18 protein-coding genes are annotated in these 18471 nt (G+C 58.6%); 16 read left to right on the top strand and 2 right to left on the bottom strand.

The window, feature by feature from the left end:
* Nucleotides 1-3 precede the first annotated feature (3 nt).
* The gene (locus ACJ8IL_RS17390; protein WP_025302406.1) at nt 4-291 is read left to right on the top strand and encodes a putative quinol monooxygenase; all 288 of its coding nucleotides are present in this window, start codon (nt 4-6) and stop codon (nt 289-291) included.
* 60 nt (nt 292-351) lie between these two features.
* On the opposite strand, the gene rne is transcribed toward ACJ8IL_RS17390, so the two are convergent.
* On the bottom strand, nt 352-3765 hold the full coding sequence (gene rne, locus ACJ8IL_RS17385; protein ID WP_380825436.1) for a ribonuclease E: 3414 nt from the start codon (nt 3763-3765) through the stop codon (nt 352-354).
* Between the two features lie 552 nt (nt 3766-4317).
* On the opposite strand from rne, the gene rluC reads away from it, so the two are divergent.
* Nucleotides 4318-5277: a 23S rRNA pseudouridine(955/2504/2580) synthase RluC gene (gene rluC, locus ACJ8IL_RS17380; protein ID WP_089195757.1), complete on the top strand. Its 960-nt coding sequence runs from the start codon at nt 4318-4320 to the stop codon at nt 5275-5277.
* 6 nt (nt 5278-5283) lie between these two features.
* On the opposite strand, the gene ACJ8IL_RS17375 is transcribed toward rluC, so the two are convergent.
* A complete protein-coding gene (locus tag ACJ8IL_RS17375) occupies nt 5284-5865 on the bottom strand; it encodes a Maf family protein (RefSeq protein WP_141997760.1) in 582 nt (193 codons plus the stop codon).
* Between the two features lie 141 nt (nt 5866-6006).
* On the opposite strand from ACJ8IL_RS17375, the gene yceD reads away from it, so the two are divergent.
* The 14 genes from yceD to ptsG all read left to right on the top strand — a co-directional run bounded on the left by yceD (nt 6007) and on the right by ptsG (nt 18316).
* Entirely contained in the window at nt 6007-6528 is a 522-nt protein-coding gene (gene yceD, locus ACJ8IL_RS17370) for a 23S rRNA accumulation protein YceD (protein ID WP_004927780.1), read from the top strand.
* A gap of 16 nt (nt 6529-6544) precedes the next feature.
* The gene (gene rpmF, locus ACJ8IL_RS17365) at nt 6545-6712 is read left to right on the top strand and encodes a 50S ribosomal protein L32 (protein WP_004927778.1); all 168 of its coding nucleotides are present in this window, start codon (nt 6545-6547) and stop codon (nt 6710-6712) included.
* An 11-nt stretch (nt 6713-6723) separates the two neighbouring features.
* A complete protein-coding gene (gene plsX / locus ACJ8IL_RS17360; protein WP_025302410.1) occupies nt 6724-7758 on the top strand; it encodes a phosphate acyltransferase PlsX in 1035 nt (344 codons plus the stop codon).
* A gap of 6 nt (nt 7759-7764) precedes the next feature.
* Nucleotides 7765-8718 carry a beta-ketoacyl-ACP synthase III gene (locus ACJ8IL_RS17355; protein WP_043141705.1) on the top strand — a complete coding sequence of 318 codons (954 nt, stop codon included), beginning with the start codon at nt 7765-7767 and terminating at the stop codon, nt 8716-8718.
* Nucleotides 8719-8736: 18 nt separating this feature from the next.
* Nucleotides 8737-9666: an ACP S-malonyltransferase gene (gene fabD / locus ACJ8IL_RS17350; RefSeq protein ID WP_015377451.1), complete on the top strand. Its 930-nt coding sequence runs from the start codon at nt 8737-8739 to the stop codon at nt 9664-9666.
* An 11-nt stretch (nt 9667-9677) separates the two neighbouring features.
* Nucleotides 9678-10412, top strand: a complete 735-nt coding sequence (gene fabG / locus ACJ8IL_RS17345; protein ID WP_016928193.1) for a 3-oxoacyl-ACP reductase FabG — start codon at nt 9678-9680, stop codon at nt 10410-10412.
* 154 nt (nt 10413-10566) lie between these two features.
* A complete protein-coding gene (gene acpP, locus ACJ8IL_RS17340) occupies nt 10567-10803 on the top strand; it encodes an acyl carrier protein (protein WP_004719003.1) in 237 nt (78 codons plus the stop codon).
* Nucleotides 10804-10885: 82 nt separating this feature from the next.
* The gene (gene fabF, locus ACJ8IL_RS17335) at nt 10886-12127 is read left to right on the top strand and encodes a beta-ketoacyl-ACP synthase II (protein ID WP_060432867.1); all 1242 of its coding nucleotides are present in this window, start codon (nt 10886-10888) and stop codon (nt 12125-12127) included.
* A 145-nt stretch (nt 12128-12272) separates the two neighbouring features.
* Nucleotides 12273-13070 carry an aminodeoxychorismate lyase gene (pabC, locus tag ACJ8IL_RS17330; protein ID WP_060432868.1) on the top strand — a complete coding sequence of 266 codons (798 nt, stop codon included), beginning with the start codon at nt 12273-12275 and terminating at the stop codon, nt 13068-13070.
* A gap of 13 nt (nt 13071-13083) precedes the next feature.
* Nucleotides 13084-14109: an endolytic transglycosylase MltG gene (gene mltG / locus ACJ8IL_RS17325; protein WP_099817324.1), complete on the top strand. Its 1026-nt coding sequence runs from the start codon at nt 13084-13086 to the stop codon at nt 14107-14109.
* Entirely contained in the window at nt 14099-14737 is a 639-nt protein-coding gene (tmk, locus tag ACJ8IL_RS17320; RefSeq protein ID WP_025302415.1) for a dTMP kinase, read from the top strand. Before mltG ends, tmk begins: the two co-directional genes overlap by 11 nt.
* Nucleotides 14737-15744, top strand: coding sequence for a DNA polymerase III subunit delta' (holB, locus tag ACJ8IL_RS17315; protein ID WP_025302416.1), 1008 nt, complete (start codon nt 14737-14739; stop codon nt 15742-15744). Before tmk ends, holB begins: the two co-directional genes overlap by 1 nt.
* A gap of 19 nt (nt 15745-15763) precedes the next feature.
* Nucleotides 15764-16540 carry a metal-dependent hydrolase gene (locus tag ACJ8IL_RS17310; RefSeq protein WP_368906597.1) on the top strand — a complete coding sequence of 259 codons (777 nt, stop codon included), beginning with the start codon at nt 15764-15766 and terminating at the stop codon, nt 16538-16540.
* A 342-nt stretch (nt 16541-16882) separates the two neighbouring features.
* Complete coding sequence (ptsG, locus tag ACJ8IL_RS17305; RefSeq protein WP_016928184.1) at nt 16883-18316, top strand: PTS glucose transporter subunit IIBC; 1434 nt, start codon at nt 16883-16885, stop codon at nt 18314-18316.
* The last annotated feature ends 155 nt before the right edge of the window (nt 18317-18471 follow it).

Genomic DNA, 18471 nt, shown 5'->3' with positions numbered 1-18471 from the left:
ACAATGGAAGTACGCGTTATCGCCACCCTGCAAGCGAAAGCGGGATTTGAGGCCGCAGTCAGTGAAGCGGTGCACGACATTCTCGAGCCGAGCCGCCAGGAGCTGGGCAACCTGCAATATGATTTGCATCGCGATCTGGAAAAGCCGGGCACCTTCGTGTTCTTTGAGCGTTGGGCCAGCAGCGAGGCGCTGGATAAGCATAATGAGACGGCGCATTTTCAGCAGTTCGTCAGTCGACTTGACGGCAAGTTGGATGTTCTGGACATCAAGAAACTGAAAAAGATCGCCTGAGCTTTTTACAGGCAAGAAAAAACCCGCCGATGGCGGGTTTTTTTAGGGTTGCAGATTAACTTATTCGTTAACCGGCTGCGGCTTTGTGGCAGGCGCGGTGGCCTGGCTCACTGCCGAGTGACCACCGGCTGAACCTTTGCCTTCAAAGTTGAAGGAAGGGCGCTGCCAGTTGCTGTGCTTGCGTTCTTCCGGCACGTAGGCTGGCGCAGGCGCTTTAGTCATCGGCGCAGTGGCGATGTGTTTGTACAGCGCGTCCTGCACGGCTTTCACCGGCGCCGGCTGCTGCGCAACTGCAGGTGCAGGTTCTGCGGCGATTGGCGCTGGGGCTTTTTCGACCGGAGCAGCTTCCACGGAGGTTGCCGCAGGTGCGGCTTCTACCACTGGCGTTTCTTCCGCTGGCGTGGCTTCTACCACTGGCGTTTCTTCCGCTGGCGTGGCTTCTACAACCGGTACAACTTCGACCACAGGCTCGTCTTCCGTTGGCGCAGGTTCAACCACTGGCTCTACAGCTACGGTTTCAGCTACCGGCTCGGCTTCCACTGCAGGGGCAGTCTCTTCCACTTTCGGCTGTTCAACTGCAACAGCTGCTGGGGCGGTTTCCACCGGCGCCGGGATTTCCTCGGCCGGAGTGGCTACAACCGGTGCTACGACTGCAGCTTCTTCCGTTACGGTAACGCTAGCAGTTTCAACGGCGGCTTCGGGTGCCGGTCCGTTGACGCTGGCCGCGGTCTGAGTGTCTTCCACGGTAACGCTGTGCTGTTCAACCGCTGCGGTGACAACCGGCGCCTGCTCTACGGCTTCGGTTTGCACTTCGGCTTCTTCAACCTGAGCGACCGGGTAGCTTACCCATACTTTGCCTGATGCCATTTCCGGCGAAGCGAACGCGCCCGCCAACGGCATTGGGGATTGCAGCGGGTAACGTTCATCGCGGTAACGACGGCGACGCTGGCCGCTGACGCGCAGGTGACGCGGTGAACGACGGGAACGACGCGGCATGCCTTCGCCGTTGCCGCGGCTTTCGCCCTGGGCATCGTCTTCCTGCTGTGCGGCAACGGTTTCCGGCAACAGCTTGACGCTATCGTCGGCGGTCGGCTGCGCGTCTTCGGCTTTCGCTACCGGCGCTTTCGGCGCCAACAGCTCTTCCGCTGCACGCTGCAGCTCTTCTTCCGCAGACAGGATACGCACTTTCTGCGACAGAGGGCGGCGCTGACGGCGCTGCATGTTCTGCTGCTGGCGCTCTTCCTGCTCTTCGTCGGTACTCTCGACTGCGTCAACGCTTTCCAGCGCTTTCACTTCCTGCTGAGCCTGACGTTTCTCTTCCTGACGACGACGCTGGCGTTCAGCACGCTGCTCACGGCGTTGCTGCTGATCTTCGCGCGGCGCTTTAGCACCTTCTTCCGAAGCGGTTTCCTCCGCTACCGGCGTGTTCTGCTGCTGGTTGCGGCGGTTACGGCGCTGTTCATCGCGGGATTCACGCGATTCACGGCCTTCACGGTTCTCACGCGGTTCACGGTTATCGCGCTCGCGATTGTCACGGCCTTCACCGCGCTCTTTACGCTCGCCGCGTTCCGGGCGATCGCCACGGTCGCTACGCTCACCGCGCTCTTTACGGCCGGTGCCTTGACGGCGCTGACCGCGACGATCCTGACGACGGTTCTCACCGTTGCCTTCCGCCTTCGGCGTTTCGGCCGGTTTGGCTTCTTCGACGGCAGGTTGTTCTTCACCGGCGAACAAGTTCTTCAGACCACCGAACAGGCGGCCCAGGAAGCCCGGTTTAGCGGCGGCCGGCGCTGCGGCTTTAGTCTTGGCGGCTGCAGCGACAGGTTTGGCAACGGCGACGGGTTCTTCAGCCGGCGGCGGCACATCGGCGGACAGGGAGAAGGAAGCCAGGGCCGGTTGCTCCGGACGCTTGCGTTCCATCGGCGCATCTTCCAGCGGACGCTCCATGTCTTCTTCGTGCAGTTTCGGCAGCAGGTAGCTGAGGGTAGAGGTTTCCTCGCCCTTGCGCACGCGCAGCACCGAGTAGTGCGGGGTTTGCATTTCATCGTTCGGCACGATGACGGCTTTCACGCCACCCTGACGTTTTTCGATCGCGCTGACGGATTCGCGCTTTTCGTTCAGCAGGTACGAAGCGACCTGAACCGGCACGATAGCGTGAACTTCTTTGGTGTTTTCCTTCAGCGCTTCTTCTTCGATCAGGCGCAGGATGGACAGCGCCAGCGATTCGTTGTCTCGGATGGTACCGGTGCCGTTACAGCGTGGGCACACGTGGTGGCTGGACTCACCCAGCGACGGGCTGAGGCGCTGGCGTGACATTTCCAGCAGGCCGAAGCGGGAGATGCGGCCGATTTGGATGCGCGCGCGGTCTTGACGCACGGCGTCGCGCAAGCGGTTTTCCACTTCGCGCTGGTGGCGTACCGGCGTCATGTCGATGAAGTCGATGACGATCAGGCCGCCGAGGTCGCGCAGGCGCAGCTGGCGAGCGATCTCGTCCGCCGCTTCCAGGTTGGTGTTGAACGCCGTCTCTTCGATGTCGCCGCCGCGGGTTGCGCGTGCGGAGTTGATGTCGATGGCGGTCAGCGCTTCGGTGCTGTCGATGACGATCGAGCCGCCGGACGGCAGGCGCACTTCGCGCTGGAAGGCGGATTCGATCTGCGATTCGATCTGATAGTGGCTGAACAGAGGAATTTCACCGCTGTACAGTTTGATTTTGCTGCTGAAATCCGGGCGGCCCAGCGCAGCGATGTGCTCTTTGGCCAGATCGAGAATTTTCGGGTTGTCGATCAGGATTTCGCCGATGTCCGGGCGCAGATAATCGCGGAAGGCACGCACGATAACGTTGCTTTCCTGGTGGATCAGGAACGGTGCAGGGCGGCCTTCGGCGGCTTTTTTAATCGCTTCCCAGTGCTTCAGACGGAAGGAGAGATCCCACTGCAGCGCGTCGGCGGATTTGCCTACGCCCGCGGTGCGAACGATCAGGCCCATGCCGTCTGGCAGTTGCAGCGAAGAGAGCGCTTCTTTCAGCTCGGTACGATCGTCACCCTCGATGCGGCGAGAAATACCGCCGGCGCGCGGGTTGTTCGGCATCAGCACCAGATAGCTGCCCGCCAGGCTGATGAAGGTGGTCAAGGCGGCGCCTTTGTTGCCACGTTCTTCTTTGTCTACCTGAACGATGACTTCCTGGCCTTCGCGCAGCACATCTTTGATGTTCGGGCGGCCATGGGAAGAGTAATTGCTAGGGAAGTATTCGCGGGCGATTTCTTTAAGAGGGAGGAAACCATGTCGTTCTGCGCCGTAGTCCACGAACGCGGCTTCAAGACTTGGTTCAATGCGGGTGATTTTGCCTTTGTAAATATTCGCTTTTTTCTGCTCATGACCCGGACTTTCGATATCCAAATCATACAGCCGCTGTCCATCTACGAGGGCAACACGCAACTCTTCCTGCTGAGTTGCGTTAATCAACATTCTTTTCATCTTAACTTACTCGTTATTTTTACATTATCGACAAAGCTGCGGGCAAAATAACCTCATGGCCGGAGTTAAACCGAAAGCCCCGTGTCTTCTCGCAAAGCCGTCAACCTCACGGTTGTCGCCTGCATAGGGGCGCATTATCTCGGTAAGCCTGCTTTTCTTTGTGAAAGACAGCACTTTTACTAGGGGAATAGCCTCTGATTTACGTCGACAGATCTGATTCCATTTGCCGGCCAAGCTGCAACCCGCAGCCCGCTAATTGTTTGATTTCGCATTACGTCTTACGCCATTGCTGCGTTTTTGCGCAATCAGACAAATTTTATAATTCCACCGTTTTCCCTGTTTAACGAGAATCAACGCGGAAAGTGACTGCATTATTCCACTGCTGATGCCGTTATAGCAAGGTGACTTTTCCTTAACTGCGGAAGAAATCGCAAACGTTCAAATCGGCTTGCTGCCTTATTGTCCGCTGGGGTTTCGCCCGCCGTCAGAGAGACAGTTAAGCACAGAAAAAGATGTGGCGCTATTCACGCGCTCTATTTAGAATCCCGCACCATGAAAACGAACAATCCAGCAGTACAATTCATCACGATTTCCGACGACGAAGCCGGTCAGAGAATCGACAACTTTCTGCTCGCTCGCCTGAAAGGCGTGCCGAAGAGCATGATTTATCGCATCGTGCGTAAAGGCGAGGTGCGGGTTAATAAAGGGCGCATCAAGGCCGAATACAAATTGGCGGCCGGCGACGTGGTGCGCGTACCGCCGGTGCGCGTAGCCGAGCGCGAAGAGGCGCCGGTGTCGGCGAAGCTGGATAAAGTGGCCGCACTGGCAGACTGCATCCTGTATGAGGACGACCACCTGCTGATCCTCAACAAACCTTCCGGCACCGCGGTGCACGGCGGCAGCGGCCTGAGCTTCGGCGTGATTGAAGGGCTGCGCGCGCTGCGCCCGGAAGCCCGCTTCCTGGAGCTGGTGCATCGCCTGGATCGCGACACCTCCGGCGTGCTGCTGGTCGCCAAGAAGCGTTCGGCGCTGCGTTCGCTGCATGAACAGCTGCGGTTGAAAGGCATGCAGAAAGATTATCTGGCGCTGGTGCGCGGCCAATGGCAGTCCCACTGCAAGGCCGTACAGGCGCCGCTGCTGAAAAACATTCTGCAAAGCGGCGAACGTATCGTGCGCGTCAACAGCGAAGGCAAGCCTTCGGAAACCCGCTTCAAGGTGGAGGAGCGTTACGAATTCGCCACCCTGGTGAAGGCCAGCCCGATCACCGGGCGTACTCACCAGATCCGCGTGCACACGCTGCATGCCGGGCATCCGATCGCTTTTGACGATCGCTATGGCGACCGCGAGTTCGATCGTCAGCTGGCGGGTACCGGCCTGAAGCGGCTGTTCCTGCACGCTGCGGCGCTGCGCTTCGAGCATCCGGCCACCGGCGAAACGATGCGCATCGAAGCGCCGATGGATGAAGAACTGCGTCACTGCCTGCAGGTGCTGCGCCAGCAGGCGACCAAATAATCCGTGTCAGACCAGCGGGTTGATGCCTTCAGCCCGCAACATCTCCAACAGCGCGATCAACGGCAGGCCGATCAGGGTGTTCGGATCCCGGCCTTCCAGCCTGTCGAACAACGCGATCCCCAATCCCTCGCTCTTGAAACTGCCCGCGCAGTTCAGCGGTTGCTCTAGACGCACATAGGCGGCGATCTCCGCCTCGCTCAGCGCGCGAAAATGCACGTGGAAAGGCTCGCACAGGGCCTGCAGCTGCTTGCTGCGGCTGTTGTACAGCGCCAGGCCGGTATAGAAGGTCACGGCCTGACCGCTGGCCTGGCGCAGCTGCGCCCGGGCGTTCACCTCGGTATGGGGCTTGCCGGTGATGCTGCCATCGATCACGCAGACCTGATCGGAACCGATGATCAGATGCTCGGGGTAGGCGAGGGCCAGCGCCTGAGCCTTCGCTGTCGCCAGGCGCAGCACCAGCGCTTCGGCGCTTTCACCCGGCAGTGGGGTTTCATCCACCTGCGGCGCGGCGCAGTCGAACGGCAGTTGCAGTTTCTCCAGCAGCATTTTTCGATAGGGGGAGGTGGAGGCTAAAAGCAATCTCTGCATAATTTTTTTCGCAAACCGTAGCGTAAATGGGTACGGCATTTTAAACTGTCGGCCGCTGTGGAAGCGAATATTGGTGAAAGGAGCCGTTTTACGGCCTTTTTCTTTGACTCTATGTCGTTACAAAGTTAATATGCGCGCCCTATGCAAAAGGTAAAATTACCCTTGACCATTGATGCGGTACGTACCGCTCAGAAACGCCTGGACTATGCTGGTGTCTATGCGCCTGAGCAGGTTACTCGTGTTGCCGACTCCGTGGTCAGTGTGGACAGTGATGTTGAGGTGTCGTTGTCGTTTAATATCGACAATCAGCGCCTCGCGGTGATAACAGGGCATGCGGACGTCACGGTAACGTTGATGTGCCAACGCTGTGGAGTCCCGTTCGAACATCAGGTTCACACAACATATTGTTTTAGCCCGGTCGTCAATGATGAGCAGGCTGAGGCATTACCGGAAGCGTACGAACCGATCGAAGTTGACGAGTTTGGCGAAGTCGATCTGTTGGCAATGATTGAAGACGAAATTATTCTTTCACTGCCTGTCGTTCCGGTACATGAATCTGAACACTGTGAAGTGTCCGAAGCGGACATGGTATTTGGCCAACTGCCTCCCGAGGCGGAGAAACCGAATCCGTTTGCCGTATTAGCCAGTTTAAAGCGTAAGTAATTGAGGAGTAAGGTCCATGGCCGTACAACAGAATAAACCAACCCGTTCCAAGCGTGGCATGCGTCGTTCGCACGATGCTCTGACCACGACTACTCTGTCTGTAGACAAAGTATCCGGTGAAACTCACCGTCGTCACCACATCACTGCCGACGGTTTCTACCGCGGTCGCAAGGTTATCGGCTAAGTAGCGATACCTTGACTCGTCTAACCCTGGCGTTAGATGCAATGGGCGGGGACTTCGGTCCCTGCGTCACAGTGCCTGCTTCGTTGCAGGCACTGGCCTCTAATTTACAGCTTCATCTCCTGCTGGTCGGCAATCCCGACGTCATCTCCCCTTTGCTTGCCCATGCCGATCCGGTTCTTCTGGAGCGTCTGCAAGTCGTGCCCGCCGAGTCTGTGATCGCCGGCGACGCAAAACCTTCACAAGCGATACGCGCCAGCCGCGGCACGTCGATGCGCATTGCGCTCGAACAGCTCAGCAGCGGCAATGCGCAGGGCTGCGTCAGCGCCGGCAATACCGGTGCGCTGATGGGGTTGGCGAAGCTGTTGGTCAAGCCGCTGGACGGCATTGAGCGCCCGGCGCTGATGACGGCGATCCCGAATCAGCAACGCAGTAAAACCGTGGTGCTGGATCTGGGCGCCAACGTCGAGTGCGACAGCACCATGCTGGTGCAGTTTGCCGTGATGGGCGCGGTGATGGCGGAAGAGGTGATCGGCATTGCGCAACCGCGGGTGGCGCTGCTGAATATTGGCGAAGAAGAGACCAAAGGCCTGGATAATATCCGCGAAGCGGCCGCTGTGCTAAAAAATACTCCGGCAATCAACTATATTGGTTACCTGGAAGGAAACGAACTGCTCACCGGCAAGACCGACGTGTTGGTCTGCGATGGCTTCGTGGGCAACGTCACCCTGAAAACCATGGAAGGGGTGGTTAGGGTATTCTTATCGCTGCTGAAATCGTCCGGCGACGGAAACAAGCAAGCGTGGTGGCTGAAATTGTTGGGCCGTTGGTTGCAAAAACGGGTGGTTAAGCGGTTCGGCCACCTGAACCCCGACCAGTATAATGGCGCATGTCTGTTAGGATTGCGCAGCACCGTAGTCAAGAGCCACGGCGCTGCGAACCCTCACGCGTTTGCAGTCGCAATCGAACAGGCTGTGCAGGCGGTGCAGCGGCAAGTCCCGGAAAGGATTGCTGCGCGCCTTGAGGCTGTATTACCTAAGAGTGACTGATCGTACATGTATACAAAGATTCTCGGTACGGGGAGTTATTTGCCCGTACAAGTGCGCACCAATGCTGATTTGGAAAAAATGGTGGATACCTCTGACGAATGGATCGTCACGCGTACCGGTATCCGCGAACGTCGCATCGCCGCTGCGGATGAAACCGTCGCGACGATGAGCTTCCAGGCCGCTGAGAAAGCGCTGGAAATGGCAGGTGTGGCTAAAGAAGACATTGGGCTTATCGTCGTGGCGACCACCACCACGACTCACGCATTCCCGAGCGCGGCGTGCCTGGTGCAGCAAATGCTGGGCATCAAAGACTGCGCGGCGTTCGATCTGGCTGCGGCCTGCGCCGGCTTTACTTATGCGCTCAGCGTGGCCGATCAGTACGTGAAAAACGGCGCGGTCAAACATGCGCTGGTTATCGGCGCGGACGTCTTGTCGCGCACGCTGGATCCTGAAGATCGCGGCACCATCATTCTGTTTGGCGATGGTGCGGGTGCGGTGGTGCTGGGGGCGTCTGAAGCGCCGGGCATTCTGTCTACCCATCTGCATGCCGACGGCAGCTACGGCAGCCTGCTGACGCTGCCGTACAAGGATCGTCAGAATCAAGACAAGCCGGCCTATGTCACCATGGCGGGCAACGAAGTCTTCAAAGTTGCGGTTACCGAACTGGCGCGCATCGTCGACGAGACGCTGCAGGCCAACAACATGGACCGCAGCGAGCTGGATTGGCTGGTGCCGCACCAGGCCAACCTGCGCATCATCAGCGCAACGGCGAAAAAGCTGGGCATGGGGATGGACAAAGTGGTGGTGACGCTCGATCGTCACGGCAACACGTCTGCCGCCTCGGTGCCTTCCGCACTGGACGAAGCGGTGCGTGACGGGCGAATTCAGCGTGGCCAACTGGTGCTGCTGGAAGCCTTTGGCGGCGGCTTTACCTGGGGCTCGGCGCTGGTTCGTTTCTGATTTGGACAGGAAGAAAAAATGACGCAATTTGCTTTTGTTTTCCCGGGCCAGGGGTCGCAGACCGTTGGCATGCTGGCCGAGTTGGCCGCACAGTTCCCGATCGTCGAAGAAACCTTCGGCGAGGCTTCTTCCGCCCTGGGTTACGACCTGTGGCAGCTGGTGCAGCAAGGCCCGGCGGAAGAACTGAACAAAACCTGGCAGACCCAACCGGCTCTGCTGGCTGCCTCGGTGGCGATTTTCCGCGTTTGGCAGCAGCAGGGCGGTAAAGCGCCTGCGCTGATGGCGGGTCACAGCCTGGGCGAATACTCGGCGCTGGTCTGCGCCGGCGTGCTGGACTTCAAGGCGGCGATCCGTCTGGTCGAGCTGCGCGGCAAGCTGATGCAGGAAGCGGTGCCGGAAGGTACCGGCGCGATGTACGCCATCATCGGTCTGGATAACGACGCGATCGCCAAGGCGTGCGAAGAGTCTGCGCAGGGGCAGGTGGTTTCTCCGGTCAACTTCAACTCGCCGGGCCAGGTGGTCATCGCCGGCAACAAAGAAGCGGTTGAACGCGCAGGCGCCGCCTGTAAAGCTGCCGGCGCCAAACGTGCGCTGCCGCTGCCGGTGAGCGTGCCTTCGCACTGTGCGCTGATGAAGCCGGCCGCCGACAAGCTGGCCGTGGCGCTGCAGGACATCACCTTCAACGCGCCGCAGGTGCCGGTGGTGAACAACGTCGACGTGCGCACCGAAAACGATCCGGAAGCGATCCGCAGCGCGCTGGTGCGTCAGCTGTACAGCCCGGTGCGTTGGACCGAAAGCGTAGAGTTTATCGCAGCACAGGGAGTGACGTCGCTGCTGGAAGTGGGGCCGGGCAAAGTGCTGACCGGTCTGACTAAACGTATTGTTGACACCCTGACGGCTGCGGCGGTGAACGACACCGCCAGCCTGTCGGCGGCGCTTGAACAATAAAGAGGAAAATGATGAGCTTCGAAGGTAAAATCGTTCTGGTCACCGGCGCAAGCCGCGGTATTGGCCGAGCTATTGCAGAAACGTTTGTGGCACGCGGCGCCAAAGTGATCGGTACCGCGACCAGCGAGAGCGGCGCTGAAGCGATCAGCAGCTACCTGGGCGCAAACGGCAAAGGGTTTATGTTGAACGTTGTTGATGCGCAATCTATCGACAGCGTGCTGGCATCGATTCGCGCCGAATTTGGCGAAATCGACATTTTAGTGAATAATGCCGGCATTACGCGTGATAACCTGCTGATGCGTATGAAGGATGACGAGTGGGAGGATATCCTCGACACCAACCTGACTTCCGTATTCCGCCTGTCAAAAGCGGTAATGCGCGCTATGATGAAAAAGCGGTTTGGCCGTATCATCACCATCGGTTCTGTAGTCGGCACCATGGGGAACGCAGGGCAGGCGAACTACGCGGCGGCTAAAGCCGGCCTGATTGGTTTTAGCAAATCTTTGGCACGTGAAGTTGCTTCACGTGGCATTACGGTCAACGTCGTGGCACCTGGCTTTATTGAGACGGACATGACACGGGCGTTGACAGATGATCAACGCGCAGGCATTTTGTCATCAGTTCCAGCCAACCGGCTGGGCGATGCTAAAGAAATCGCCAGCGCTGTTGCATTTTTGGCCTCTGATGAGGCCGGCTACATCACCGGTGAAACGTTACATGTCAATGGCGGCATGTACATGATTTAAAAAATGTGAAAACCATTTGCGTTATTTGAGGCAAAAACCGCAAAATAGCGTAAAATCGTGGTTTGACCAGCCGGGATTTAGTTGCATCTTTTTCAGCATTTTATACACTACGAAAACCATCGCGAAAGCGAGTTTTGATAGGAAATTTAAGAGTATGAGCACTATCGAAGAACGCGTTAAGAAAATCATTGTTGAGCAACTGGGTGTTAAACAGGAAGAAGTTTTGAACAACGCTTCTTTCGTTGAAGATCTGGGCGCTGATTCTCTTGACACCGTTGAGCTGGTAATGGCACTGGAAGAAGAATTCGACACCGAGATTCCAGACGAAGAAGCTGAGAAGATCACTACTGTTCAGGCAGCTATTGATTTCATCAACGCCAGCCAGCAGTAAGAGAACATATCTAGGCGGTCGTTCGACCGCCTAAGTTTTTTCTATCCCTAGTGTCATATTTTTCCCTCCCTGGAGGACAAACGTGTCTAAGCGTCGAGTAGTTGTGACCGGACTGGGCATGTTGTCTCCTGTCGGCAATACGGTAGAGTCCACGTGGAACGCTCTTCTTGCCGGTCAGAGTGGCATCAGCCTGATCGACCATTTCGATACCACTGCCTATGCGACCAAGTTTGCTGGCCTGGTAAAGAATTTTAATTCTGAGGATTTCATCTCCCGCAAAGATGCGCGCAAGATGGATGCCTTTATCCAGTACGGTATCGCTGCCGGCATGCAAGCCATGCAGGATGCAGGTCTGGACATCACCGAGGCTAACGCCAGCCGTATTGGAGCCGCGATCGGTTCCGGCATCGGCGGCCTGGGTTTGATCGAAGAAAACCACAGTTCACTGGTTAACGGTGGCCCACGGAAAATCAGTCCGTTCTTCGTGCCCTCCACCATCGTGAATATGATTGCAGGCCACCTGACAATCATGTACGGCATGCGTGGCCCAAGCATTTCCATCGCCACCGCCTGTACTTCAGGTGTGCACAACATCGGCCATGCAGCGCGTATCATTGCTTACAATGATGCTGACGTGATGCTGGCCGGTGGGGCAGAGAAAGCCAGCACCCCATTGGGCGTCGGCGGCTTTGGCGCAGCGCGCGCCCTGTCCACCCGTAATGACAACCCGCAGGCGGCGAGCCGTCCGTGGGATAAAGACCGCGACGGCTTCGTGCTGGGCGACGGCGCCGGCATGATGGTGCTGGAAGAGTACGAACACGCGAAAAAACGCGGCGCAAAAATCTATGCCGAAGTGGTTGGCTTTGGGATGAGCAGCGATGCTTATCACATGACGTCACCACCGGAAAACGGCGCAGGCGCTGCGCTGGCGATGGAGAATGCCTTGCTTGATGCCGGTGTGACCCCGTCACAAATCGGTTACATCAACGCGCACGGCACCTCTACGCCGGCGGGCGATCAGGCGGAAGCGCAGGCGGTGAAATCCGTCTTCGGCGCTGATGCCCAGCGCGTGCTGGTGAGCTCGACCAAATCGATGACCGGCCACCTGTTGGGTGCGGCGGGCGCGATCGAGTCCATCTTTACCGTGCTGGCGCTGCGCGATCAGGCGGTACCGCCAACCATCAACCTGGATAACCCGGATGAAGGTTGCGATCTGGACTTCGTGCCTCACGAAGCGCGCCAGGTCAGCAATATGGAGTTCACCCTGTGCAACTCCTTCGGCTTCGGCGGCACCAATGGCTCGCTGATCTTCCGCCGAGTGTAACTCGCGCGGTTGTTCGCTGATGAAAAGCCCGGTTTTTTAACCGGGCTTTTTTACGCCTGGCGTCCGGCCGTCAGCAGGGCTGCGTATTGCCTCGTCGCCTGCTATTCTGCGAGCGTAATGAAATCACCCGGCAACAGGAGGAAGCATGTACTGGATCAACGGACAACGCCACGATGCGCTGGCGCCGAGCGATCGTGGCCTGCAGTTCGGCGATGGCTGCTTTACTACCGCCCGGGTTATCGACGGTAAAATCGAGCTGTTGCCCTGGCACCTAGAGCGGCTGCAGCAAACGGCACAGAGGCTGATGCTGCCCACTACCGATTGGGCTGCTTTCGAGCGCGAGATGGCTCAGGCGGCCGAATCAATTCCGCTCGGCGTGGTCAAAGCGATACTGACGCGCGGCAGCGGCGGGCGGGGCTACAGCCCGACGGGGTGCGAAAATCCAACGCGCATCGTCGCCCGCAGCAGCTACCCTGCGCACTATTTGCAGTGGCGCGAGCAGGGCATCACGCTTGCGCTCAGCCCGGTGGCGCTGGCGCGCAATCCGCTGCTGGCGGGGTTGAAGCATTTGAACCGCCTGGAGCAGGTGCTGATCCGCGCGCATCTTGACCAGACGGCCGCCGACGAGGCACTGGTGCTTGACACTGCCGGTATGCTGGTGGAATGCTGTGCGGCTAATTTGTTCTGGCGTAAGGGAAAAGCGGTGTTTACCCCGGACCTGAGCCAGGCGGGCGTCGCGGGCCTGATGCGGCGGCGGGTGATCGCGCTGCTGGCGGGCTCGGAATACCGTCTGCACTGCGTCAGCGAACCGCTGGAGACGCTGGCCGATGCCGACGAAGTCCTGGTGAGCAACGCGCTGATGCCGCTGCTGCCGGTAAACGTTGCTCAATCATGGCGTTATCATTCGCGCCAGCTGTATGATTTTTTGCGTCCACACTGTTAACCATGGCTGATTGATGAAGAAAAGAAAGCTGAAGGTCCTGTCTGTTATTGTTGTTCTGGTATTGGCGCTGCTGTTTTGGGGCTACCAGAAGATCGAACGCTTTGCCGATACGCCGCTGGCTATCCAGCAAGAAACCATCTTCAAACTGCCTGCCGGCACCGGCCGGGTGGCGCTGGAAGGATTACTGGTGCGCGATAAACTGGTGCGCAACGGCCGCTGGTTCCAGTGGCTGCTGAAACTGGAGCCGGAGCTGGCGGAGTTTAAAGCCGGTACCTACCGGTTCACGCCGGGCATGACGGTGCGCCAGATGCTGAAACTGTTGGCCAGTGGCAAAGAGGCGCAGTTCACCGCACGCTTTATTGAAGGCTCACGACTGCGTGATTGGCAGCAGGTGCTGCAGCAGTCCAAATACCTGAAACACACCCTGGCGGGCAAGAGCGAAGTGGAGATCGCTACAGCGCTCGGCATTCCTGCGGGAGAAACCCCGGAAGGGCATTTGTACCCTGATACCTATCAGTATACCGCCGGCATGAGCGATATCGCGCTGCTCAAACGCGCACATGTTCGTATGAACAAAGCGCTGCAGGCCGCCTGGGACGGCCGCGACACCAGCCTGCCGTATAAAACGCCGGAAGAGTTGCTGACCATGGCCTCGATCGTCGAGAAAGAGACCGCGGTGCCGGAAGAGCGTAGCAAGGTGGCGTCGGTGTTCGTCAACCGTTTGCGCATCGGCATGCGCCTGCAGACCGATCCGACGGTGATCTACGGCATGGGCGAAAGCTATAATGGCAACATCACGCGCAAGGATCTGGAGACGCCGACGCCTTACAACACCTATGTGATCGCCGGCCTGCCGCCAACGCCGATCGCCATGCCGGGCGAGGCCTCGCTGCAAGCGGCCGCCAATCCGGCCAAAACGCCATATCTCTATTTTGTCGCCGACGGCAAGGGTGGGCATACCTTCACCACCAATCTGGCGAGCCATAACCAGGCGGTGCGCGTGTACCGTCAGGCGTTAAAGGAAAAGAATGAAAAGTAAATTCGTTGTAATCGAAGGGCTGGAAGGCGCGGGCAAAACCACAGCGCGTGACACGGTAGTCAATGTGCTGCGCGAACATGGCATCAACGACATCGTTTTCACCCGCGAACCGGGCGGCACACCGCTGGCGGAGAAGCTGCGCGAACTGTTCAAACGCGGCATCGACGGCGAATTGCCGACCATCAAGGCCGAAGTCTTGATGCTGTACGCTGCGCGCGTGCAGCTGGTGGAAACCGTGATCAAACCCGCCCTCGCGCGTGGTGCCTGGGTGGTGGGCGACCGCCACGATCTCTCTTCACAGGCTTACCAGGGCGGCGGCCGCGGTGTGGACCCACAGCTGATGAGCTCGCTGCGCGACACCGTACTGGGGGATTTCCGCCCGGATTTGACGGTTTATCTCGATCTGCCTCCGCTGGTCGGCTTGCAACGCGCGCAGGCGCGCGGCCAGCTGGATCGCATCGAACAGGAGGCGCTGCCGTTCTTCGAACGCACCCGCGCTCGCTATCTTGAGCTGGCGGCGCAGGATGAAACGATCGTTACCGTTGACGCCGCCCAGCCGCTGGAACAGGTGACCGCGGCGATCCGCGACTGCGTCGGCCACTGGCTGCGGCAGCAGGAAGGCGCATAATGAACTGGTACCCGTGGCTGAATGGCCCTTATCGCCAGCTGATTGGGCAGTACGCCGACGGTCGCGGCCACCATGCGCTGCTGCTGCATGCGGCGGCGGGCAATGGTGACGATGCGCTGGCCTACGGCCTGAGCCGTTGGTTGATCTGCCAACAGCGCAACGGCGAAAAAAGCTGCGGCGAGTGCCACAGCTGCCGGCTGATGCTGGCGGGGAATCACCCGGATTATCACGTGCTGGCGCCGGAAAAGGGCAAGAGCAACCTGGGTATCGAACCGATCCGCCAGGTGATTGAAACGCTGTACGCCCACGCGCAGCAGGGCGGCGCCAAGGTGATTTGGCTGCCGCAGGCGGAACAGTTGACCGAGGCGGCGGCCAACGCACTGCTTAAAACGCTGGAAGAGCCGCCGGAGAAAACCTATTTTCTGCTGGGTTGCCGTGAGCCGTCGCGGCTGATGGCGACGCTGCGCAGCCGCTGTCTTTATTGGCATTTGGCCAGCCCAGATGAGCAGCTCAGCCTGCAGTGGCTGGGCCGGCAGGCGGCCGGTTCTCAGACAGACCGCCTCACGGCGCTGCGCCTGCACGACGGCGCGCCGCTGGCCGCCGAACAGCTGTTGCAGCCGCAGCAGTGGCAACAGCGCAGCGCCCTGTGCACCGCGTTGAGCGCCGCGCTGCCGCAGCGCGATATGCTGTCGCTGTTGCCGGTGCTGAACCATGAAGATGTCGCCGAGCGCCTGCACTGGTTGTGCGCGCTGCTGGTGGACGCGATGAAGTGGCAGCAGGGCGCGCATCACTATGTATTGAATCAGGATCAGCAACCACTGGTGCATCAGCTGGCCAGCGTGCTGAGCAGCGCCTCGCTGCAGCAGATCGTGCAGCAGTGGCTGACCTGCCGCCATCAGCTGCTCAGCGTGGTGGGTGTCAATCGCGAGCTGCTGCTGACCGAACAGTTACTTCGCTGGGAACAGATGCTTGGCGCCGCCGGCTATTCCCACCCTCATTCGCTGTAAAGTAAAAGAGTTAAAAATTATGTTGTTAGTCGATTCTCATTGCCACCTTGACAGTCTGGATTATCAAACGCTGCATCAGAATGTGGACGATGCGCTGGCCAAAGCCAAAGCGCGCGACGTCGGCTATGTGCTGGCGGTCGCCACCACGTTGCCGGGTTACCGTTCCATGACCGAACTGATCGGCGAGCGCAACGATGTGGCTTTCTCCTGCGGGGTGCATCCGCTCAATCTGGAAGAGGGGTATGATTACGCCGAGCTGCGTCGCCTGGCGGCGGCGGAGCAGGTGGTAGCGCTGGGAGAGACCGGGCTCGATTACTTCTACCAGAAAGACAATCTTGAGCTGCAGCAGGACTCTTTCCGCGAACATATCCGCATTGGCCGGGATCTGAACAAGCCGGTGATCGTCCACACCCGCGATGCGCGCGCGGACACGCTGGCGATCCTGCGTGAAGAGAACGCACAGGAGTGCGGCGGTGTACTCCACTGCTTCACTGAAGATTTGACTACGGCCGAAGCTTTGCTGGATCTGGGCTTCTACATCTCCTTCTCCGGCATCGTCACCTTCCGCAATGCCGAACAGCTGCGCGAAGTGGCACGCTACGTGCCGCTGGATCGCATCCTGGTGGAAACCGATTCGCCTTATCTGGCGCCGGTGCCGCATCGCGGCAAAGAAAACCAACCCGCCTATGTGCGTGATGTGGCTGAATACATGGCAGTATTGAAGGGCGTCAGCCTGGAACAACTGGCCGAAGCCACCACCGCCAACTTTTCACGCTTATTTCACCTCGAACTGTGATCTTTGACCTAGGCTATAGCGGTAGGTCATTGTCTGCGTAATTTTTTTTAAGCTCGTAATTAATCACTGAAACGGGTAAGGTTCGCTCCCGTTTCAGGGTGATTGGCGCGCGTTTTTTGCTCTGTTTTGCAAAAAAACGCCGGTTTATGCAAAGTTGCCGCGGCTCGATCATCGAAACGTGATTGTCATCAAACATTGCGCAGGCTATTTATTTTACTCTGCGTAATAAATTCAAGGGGTGCTCAGACACCCTGAATTGCAGGGGTTTTTCTCCCCCCCTTGCAGCGCGACCAATCGCGACAAGAAGTAGCAAAGCATTATTACTCAGGAGCACACTCAACTATGTTCAAGAACGCATTTGCAAACCTGCAAAAAGTAGGTAAATCGCTCATGCTGCCGGTGTCCGTGTTGCCTATCGCAGGTATCCTGCTGGGCGTCGGTTCCGCCAACTTTAGCTGGCTACCTGCGGTAGTCTCCCACGTGATGGCGGAAGCGGGCGGTTCGGTCTTCGCCAACATGCCGCTGATTTTCGCCATCGGCGTCGCCTTGGGCTTCACCAACAACGACGGCGTTTCCGCGCTGGCGGCGGTGGTGGCTTACGGCATCATGGTGAAAACCATGGCGGTGGTTGCGCCGCTGGTGCTGCACCTGCCGGCTGAAGAGATTGCGGCCAAACACCTGGCGGATACCGGTGTGCTCGGGGGGATTATCTCCGGTGCCATCGCGGCCTATATGTTCAACCGCTTCTTCCGCATTCAACTGCCGGAATACCTGGGCTTCTTTGCCGGTAAGCGCTTCGTGCCGATCATTTCCGGTCTGGCGGCGATCGTTCTGGGCGTAGTGCTGTCCTTCATCTGGCCACCGATTGGTACGGCTATCCAGACCTTCTCGCAGTGGGCGGCTTATCAGAACCCGGTCGTGGCCTTCGGCATTTACGGCGTGGTTGAGCGTGCTCTGGTGCCGTTCGGTCTGCACCATATCTGGAACGTACCATTCCAAATGCAAATTGGTGAGTTCACCAACGCGGCGGGCCAGGTATTCCACGGTGATATCCCTCGCTACATGGCGGGTGACCCAACCGCGGGTAAACTGTCCGGCGGCTTCCTGTTCAAAATGTACGGTCTGCCTGCTGCGGCCATCGCCATCTGGCACTCGGCCAAGCCGGAAAACCGCGCGAAAGTCGGCGGCATCATGATCTCCGCCGCGCTGACCTCGTTCCTGACCGGTATCACCGAGCCGATCGAGTTCTCCTTCATGTTCGTCGCGCCGATCCTGTACGTGATCCACGCTATCCTGGCCGGCCTGGCGTTCCCAATCTGTATCCTGTTGGGCATGCGTGACGGCACCAGCTTCTCGCACGGCCTGATCGACTTTATCGTACTGAGCGGCAACAGCAGCAAAATCTGGCTGTTCCCAATCGTCGGCATCGTCTACGGTCTGGTGTACTACACCATCTTCCGCGTGCTGATCGCCAAACTGGATCTGAAAACCCCGGGCCGTGAAGACACCGCTGCCGAGCAGACTGCGCAGGGCGGTTCCGAAATGTCCGCGGCGCTGGTTCAGGCCTTCGGCGGTAAAGAAAACATCACTAACCTGGATGCTTGCATCACTCGTCTGCGCGTCAGCGTGGCCGACGTGTCCAAAGTTGACCAGGCGGGCCTGAAGAAACTGGGCGCAGCCGGCGTAGTCGTCGCTGGCTCCGGCGTGCAGGCCATCTTCGGCACCAAGTCCGACAACCTGAAAACCGATATGGACGAATACATCCGTAATCACTGATTCAGGCAGGGGAGTTATCAAGGGAGGCGAAAGCCTCCCTAATGAGATGGTCACCCCCACCCTGTGAGCGGTACGCTGACAGGGTGTTTTTCTTTCCGGAGGGGATCATCATGCAAAACATTACGCTCATCGGTATCGACCTCGGCAAACATACT

Source organism: Serratia sp. CY47444 (genome assembly GCF_052168635.1).
Classification (GTDB): Bacteria; Pseudomonadota; Gammaproteobacteria; order Enterobacterales; family Enterobacteriaceae; genus Serratia; species Serratia bockelmannii.
Note: the sequence above shows the minus strand (reverse complement) of the source record. Positions and strands in the feature narration are given on the sequence as shown.

What these genes read in the sequence shown, in the direction of transcription:
- tmk (WP_025302415.1), top strand. Translation starts at nt 14,099, where the DNA reads ATGAAAAGTAAATTCGTTGTAATCGAAGGGCTGGAAGGCGCGGGCAAA.
- fabD (WP_015377451.1), top strand. Translation starts at nt 8,737, where the DNA reads ATGACGCAATTTGCTTTTGTTTTCCCGGGCCAGGGGTCGCAGACCGTT.
- rne (WP_380825436.1), bottom strand. Translation starts at nt 3,765, where the DNA reads ATGAAAAGAATGTTGATTAACGCAACTCAGCAGGAAGAGTTGCGTGTT.
- holB (WP_025302416.1), top strand. Translation starts at nt 14,737, where the DNA reads ATGAACTGGTACCCGTGGCTGAATGGCCCTTATCGCCAGCTGATTGGG.
- ACJ8IL_RS17375 (WP_141997760.1), bottom strand. Translation starts at nt 5,865, where the DNA reads ATGCAGAGATTGCTTTTAGCCTCCACCTCCCCCTATCGAAAAATGCTG.
- ACJ8IL_RS17390 (WP_025302406.1), top strand. Translation starts at nt 4, where the DNA reads ATGGAAGTACGCGTTATCGCCACCCTGCAAGCGAAAGCGGGATTTGAG.
- ptsG (WP_016928184.1), top strand. Translation starts at nt 16,883, where the DNA reads ATGTTCAAGAACGCATTTGCAAACCTGCAAAAAGTAGGTAAATCGCTC.
- pabC (WP_060432868.1), top strand. Translation starts at nt 12,273, where the DNA reads ATGTACTGGATCAACGGACAACGCCACGATGCGCTGGCGCCGAGCGAT.
- mltG (WP_099817324.1), top strand. Translation starts at nt 13,084, where the DNA reads ATGAAGAAAAGAAAGCTGAAGGTCCTGTCTGTTATTGTTGTTCTGGTA.
- rpmF (WP_004927778.1), top strand. Translation starts at nt 6,545, where the DNA reads ATGGCCGTACAACAGAATAAACCAACCCGTTCCAAGCGTGGCATGCGT.
- acpP (WP_004719003.1), top strand. Translation starts at nt 10,567, where the DNA reads ATGAGCACTATCGAAGAACGCGTTAAGAAAATCATTGTTGAGCAACTG.
- ACJ8IL_RS17310 (WP_368906597.1), top strand. Translation starts at nt 15,764, where the DNA reads ATGTTGTTAGTCGATTCTCATTGCCACCTTGACAGTCTGGATTATCAA.
- ACJ8IL_RS17355 (WP_043141705.1), top strand. Translation starts at nt 7,765, where the DNA reads ATGTATACAAAGATTCTCGGTACGGGGAGTTATTTGCCCGTACAAGTG.
- yceD (WP_004927780.1), top strand. Translation starts at nt 6,007, where the DNA reads ATGCAAAAGGTAAAATTACCCTTGACCATTGATGCGGTACGTACCGCT.
- rluC (WP_089195757.1), top strand. Translation starts at nt 4,318, where the DNA reads ATGAAAACGAACAATCCAGCAGTACAATTCATCACGATTTCCGACGAC.
- fabG (WP_016928193.1), top strand. Translation starts at nt 9,678, where the DNA reads ATGAGCTTCGAAGGTAAAATCGTTCTGGTCACCGGCGCAAGCCGCGGT.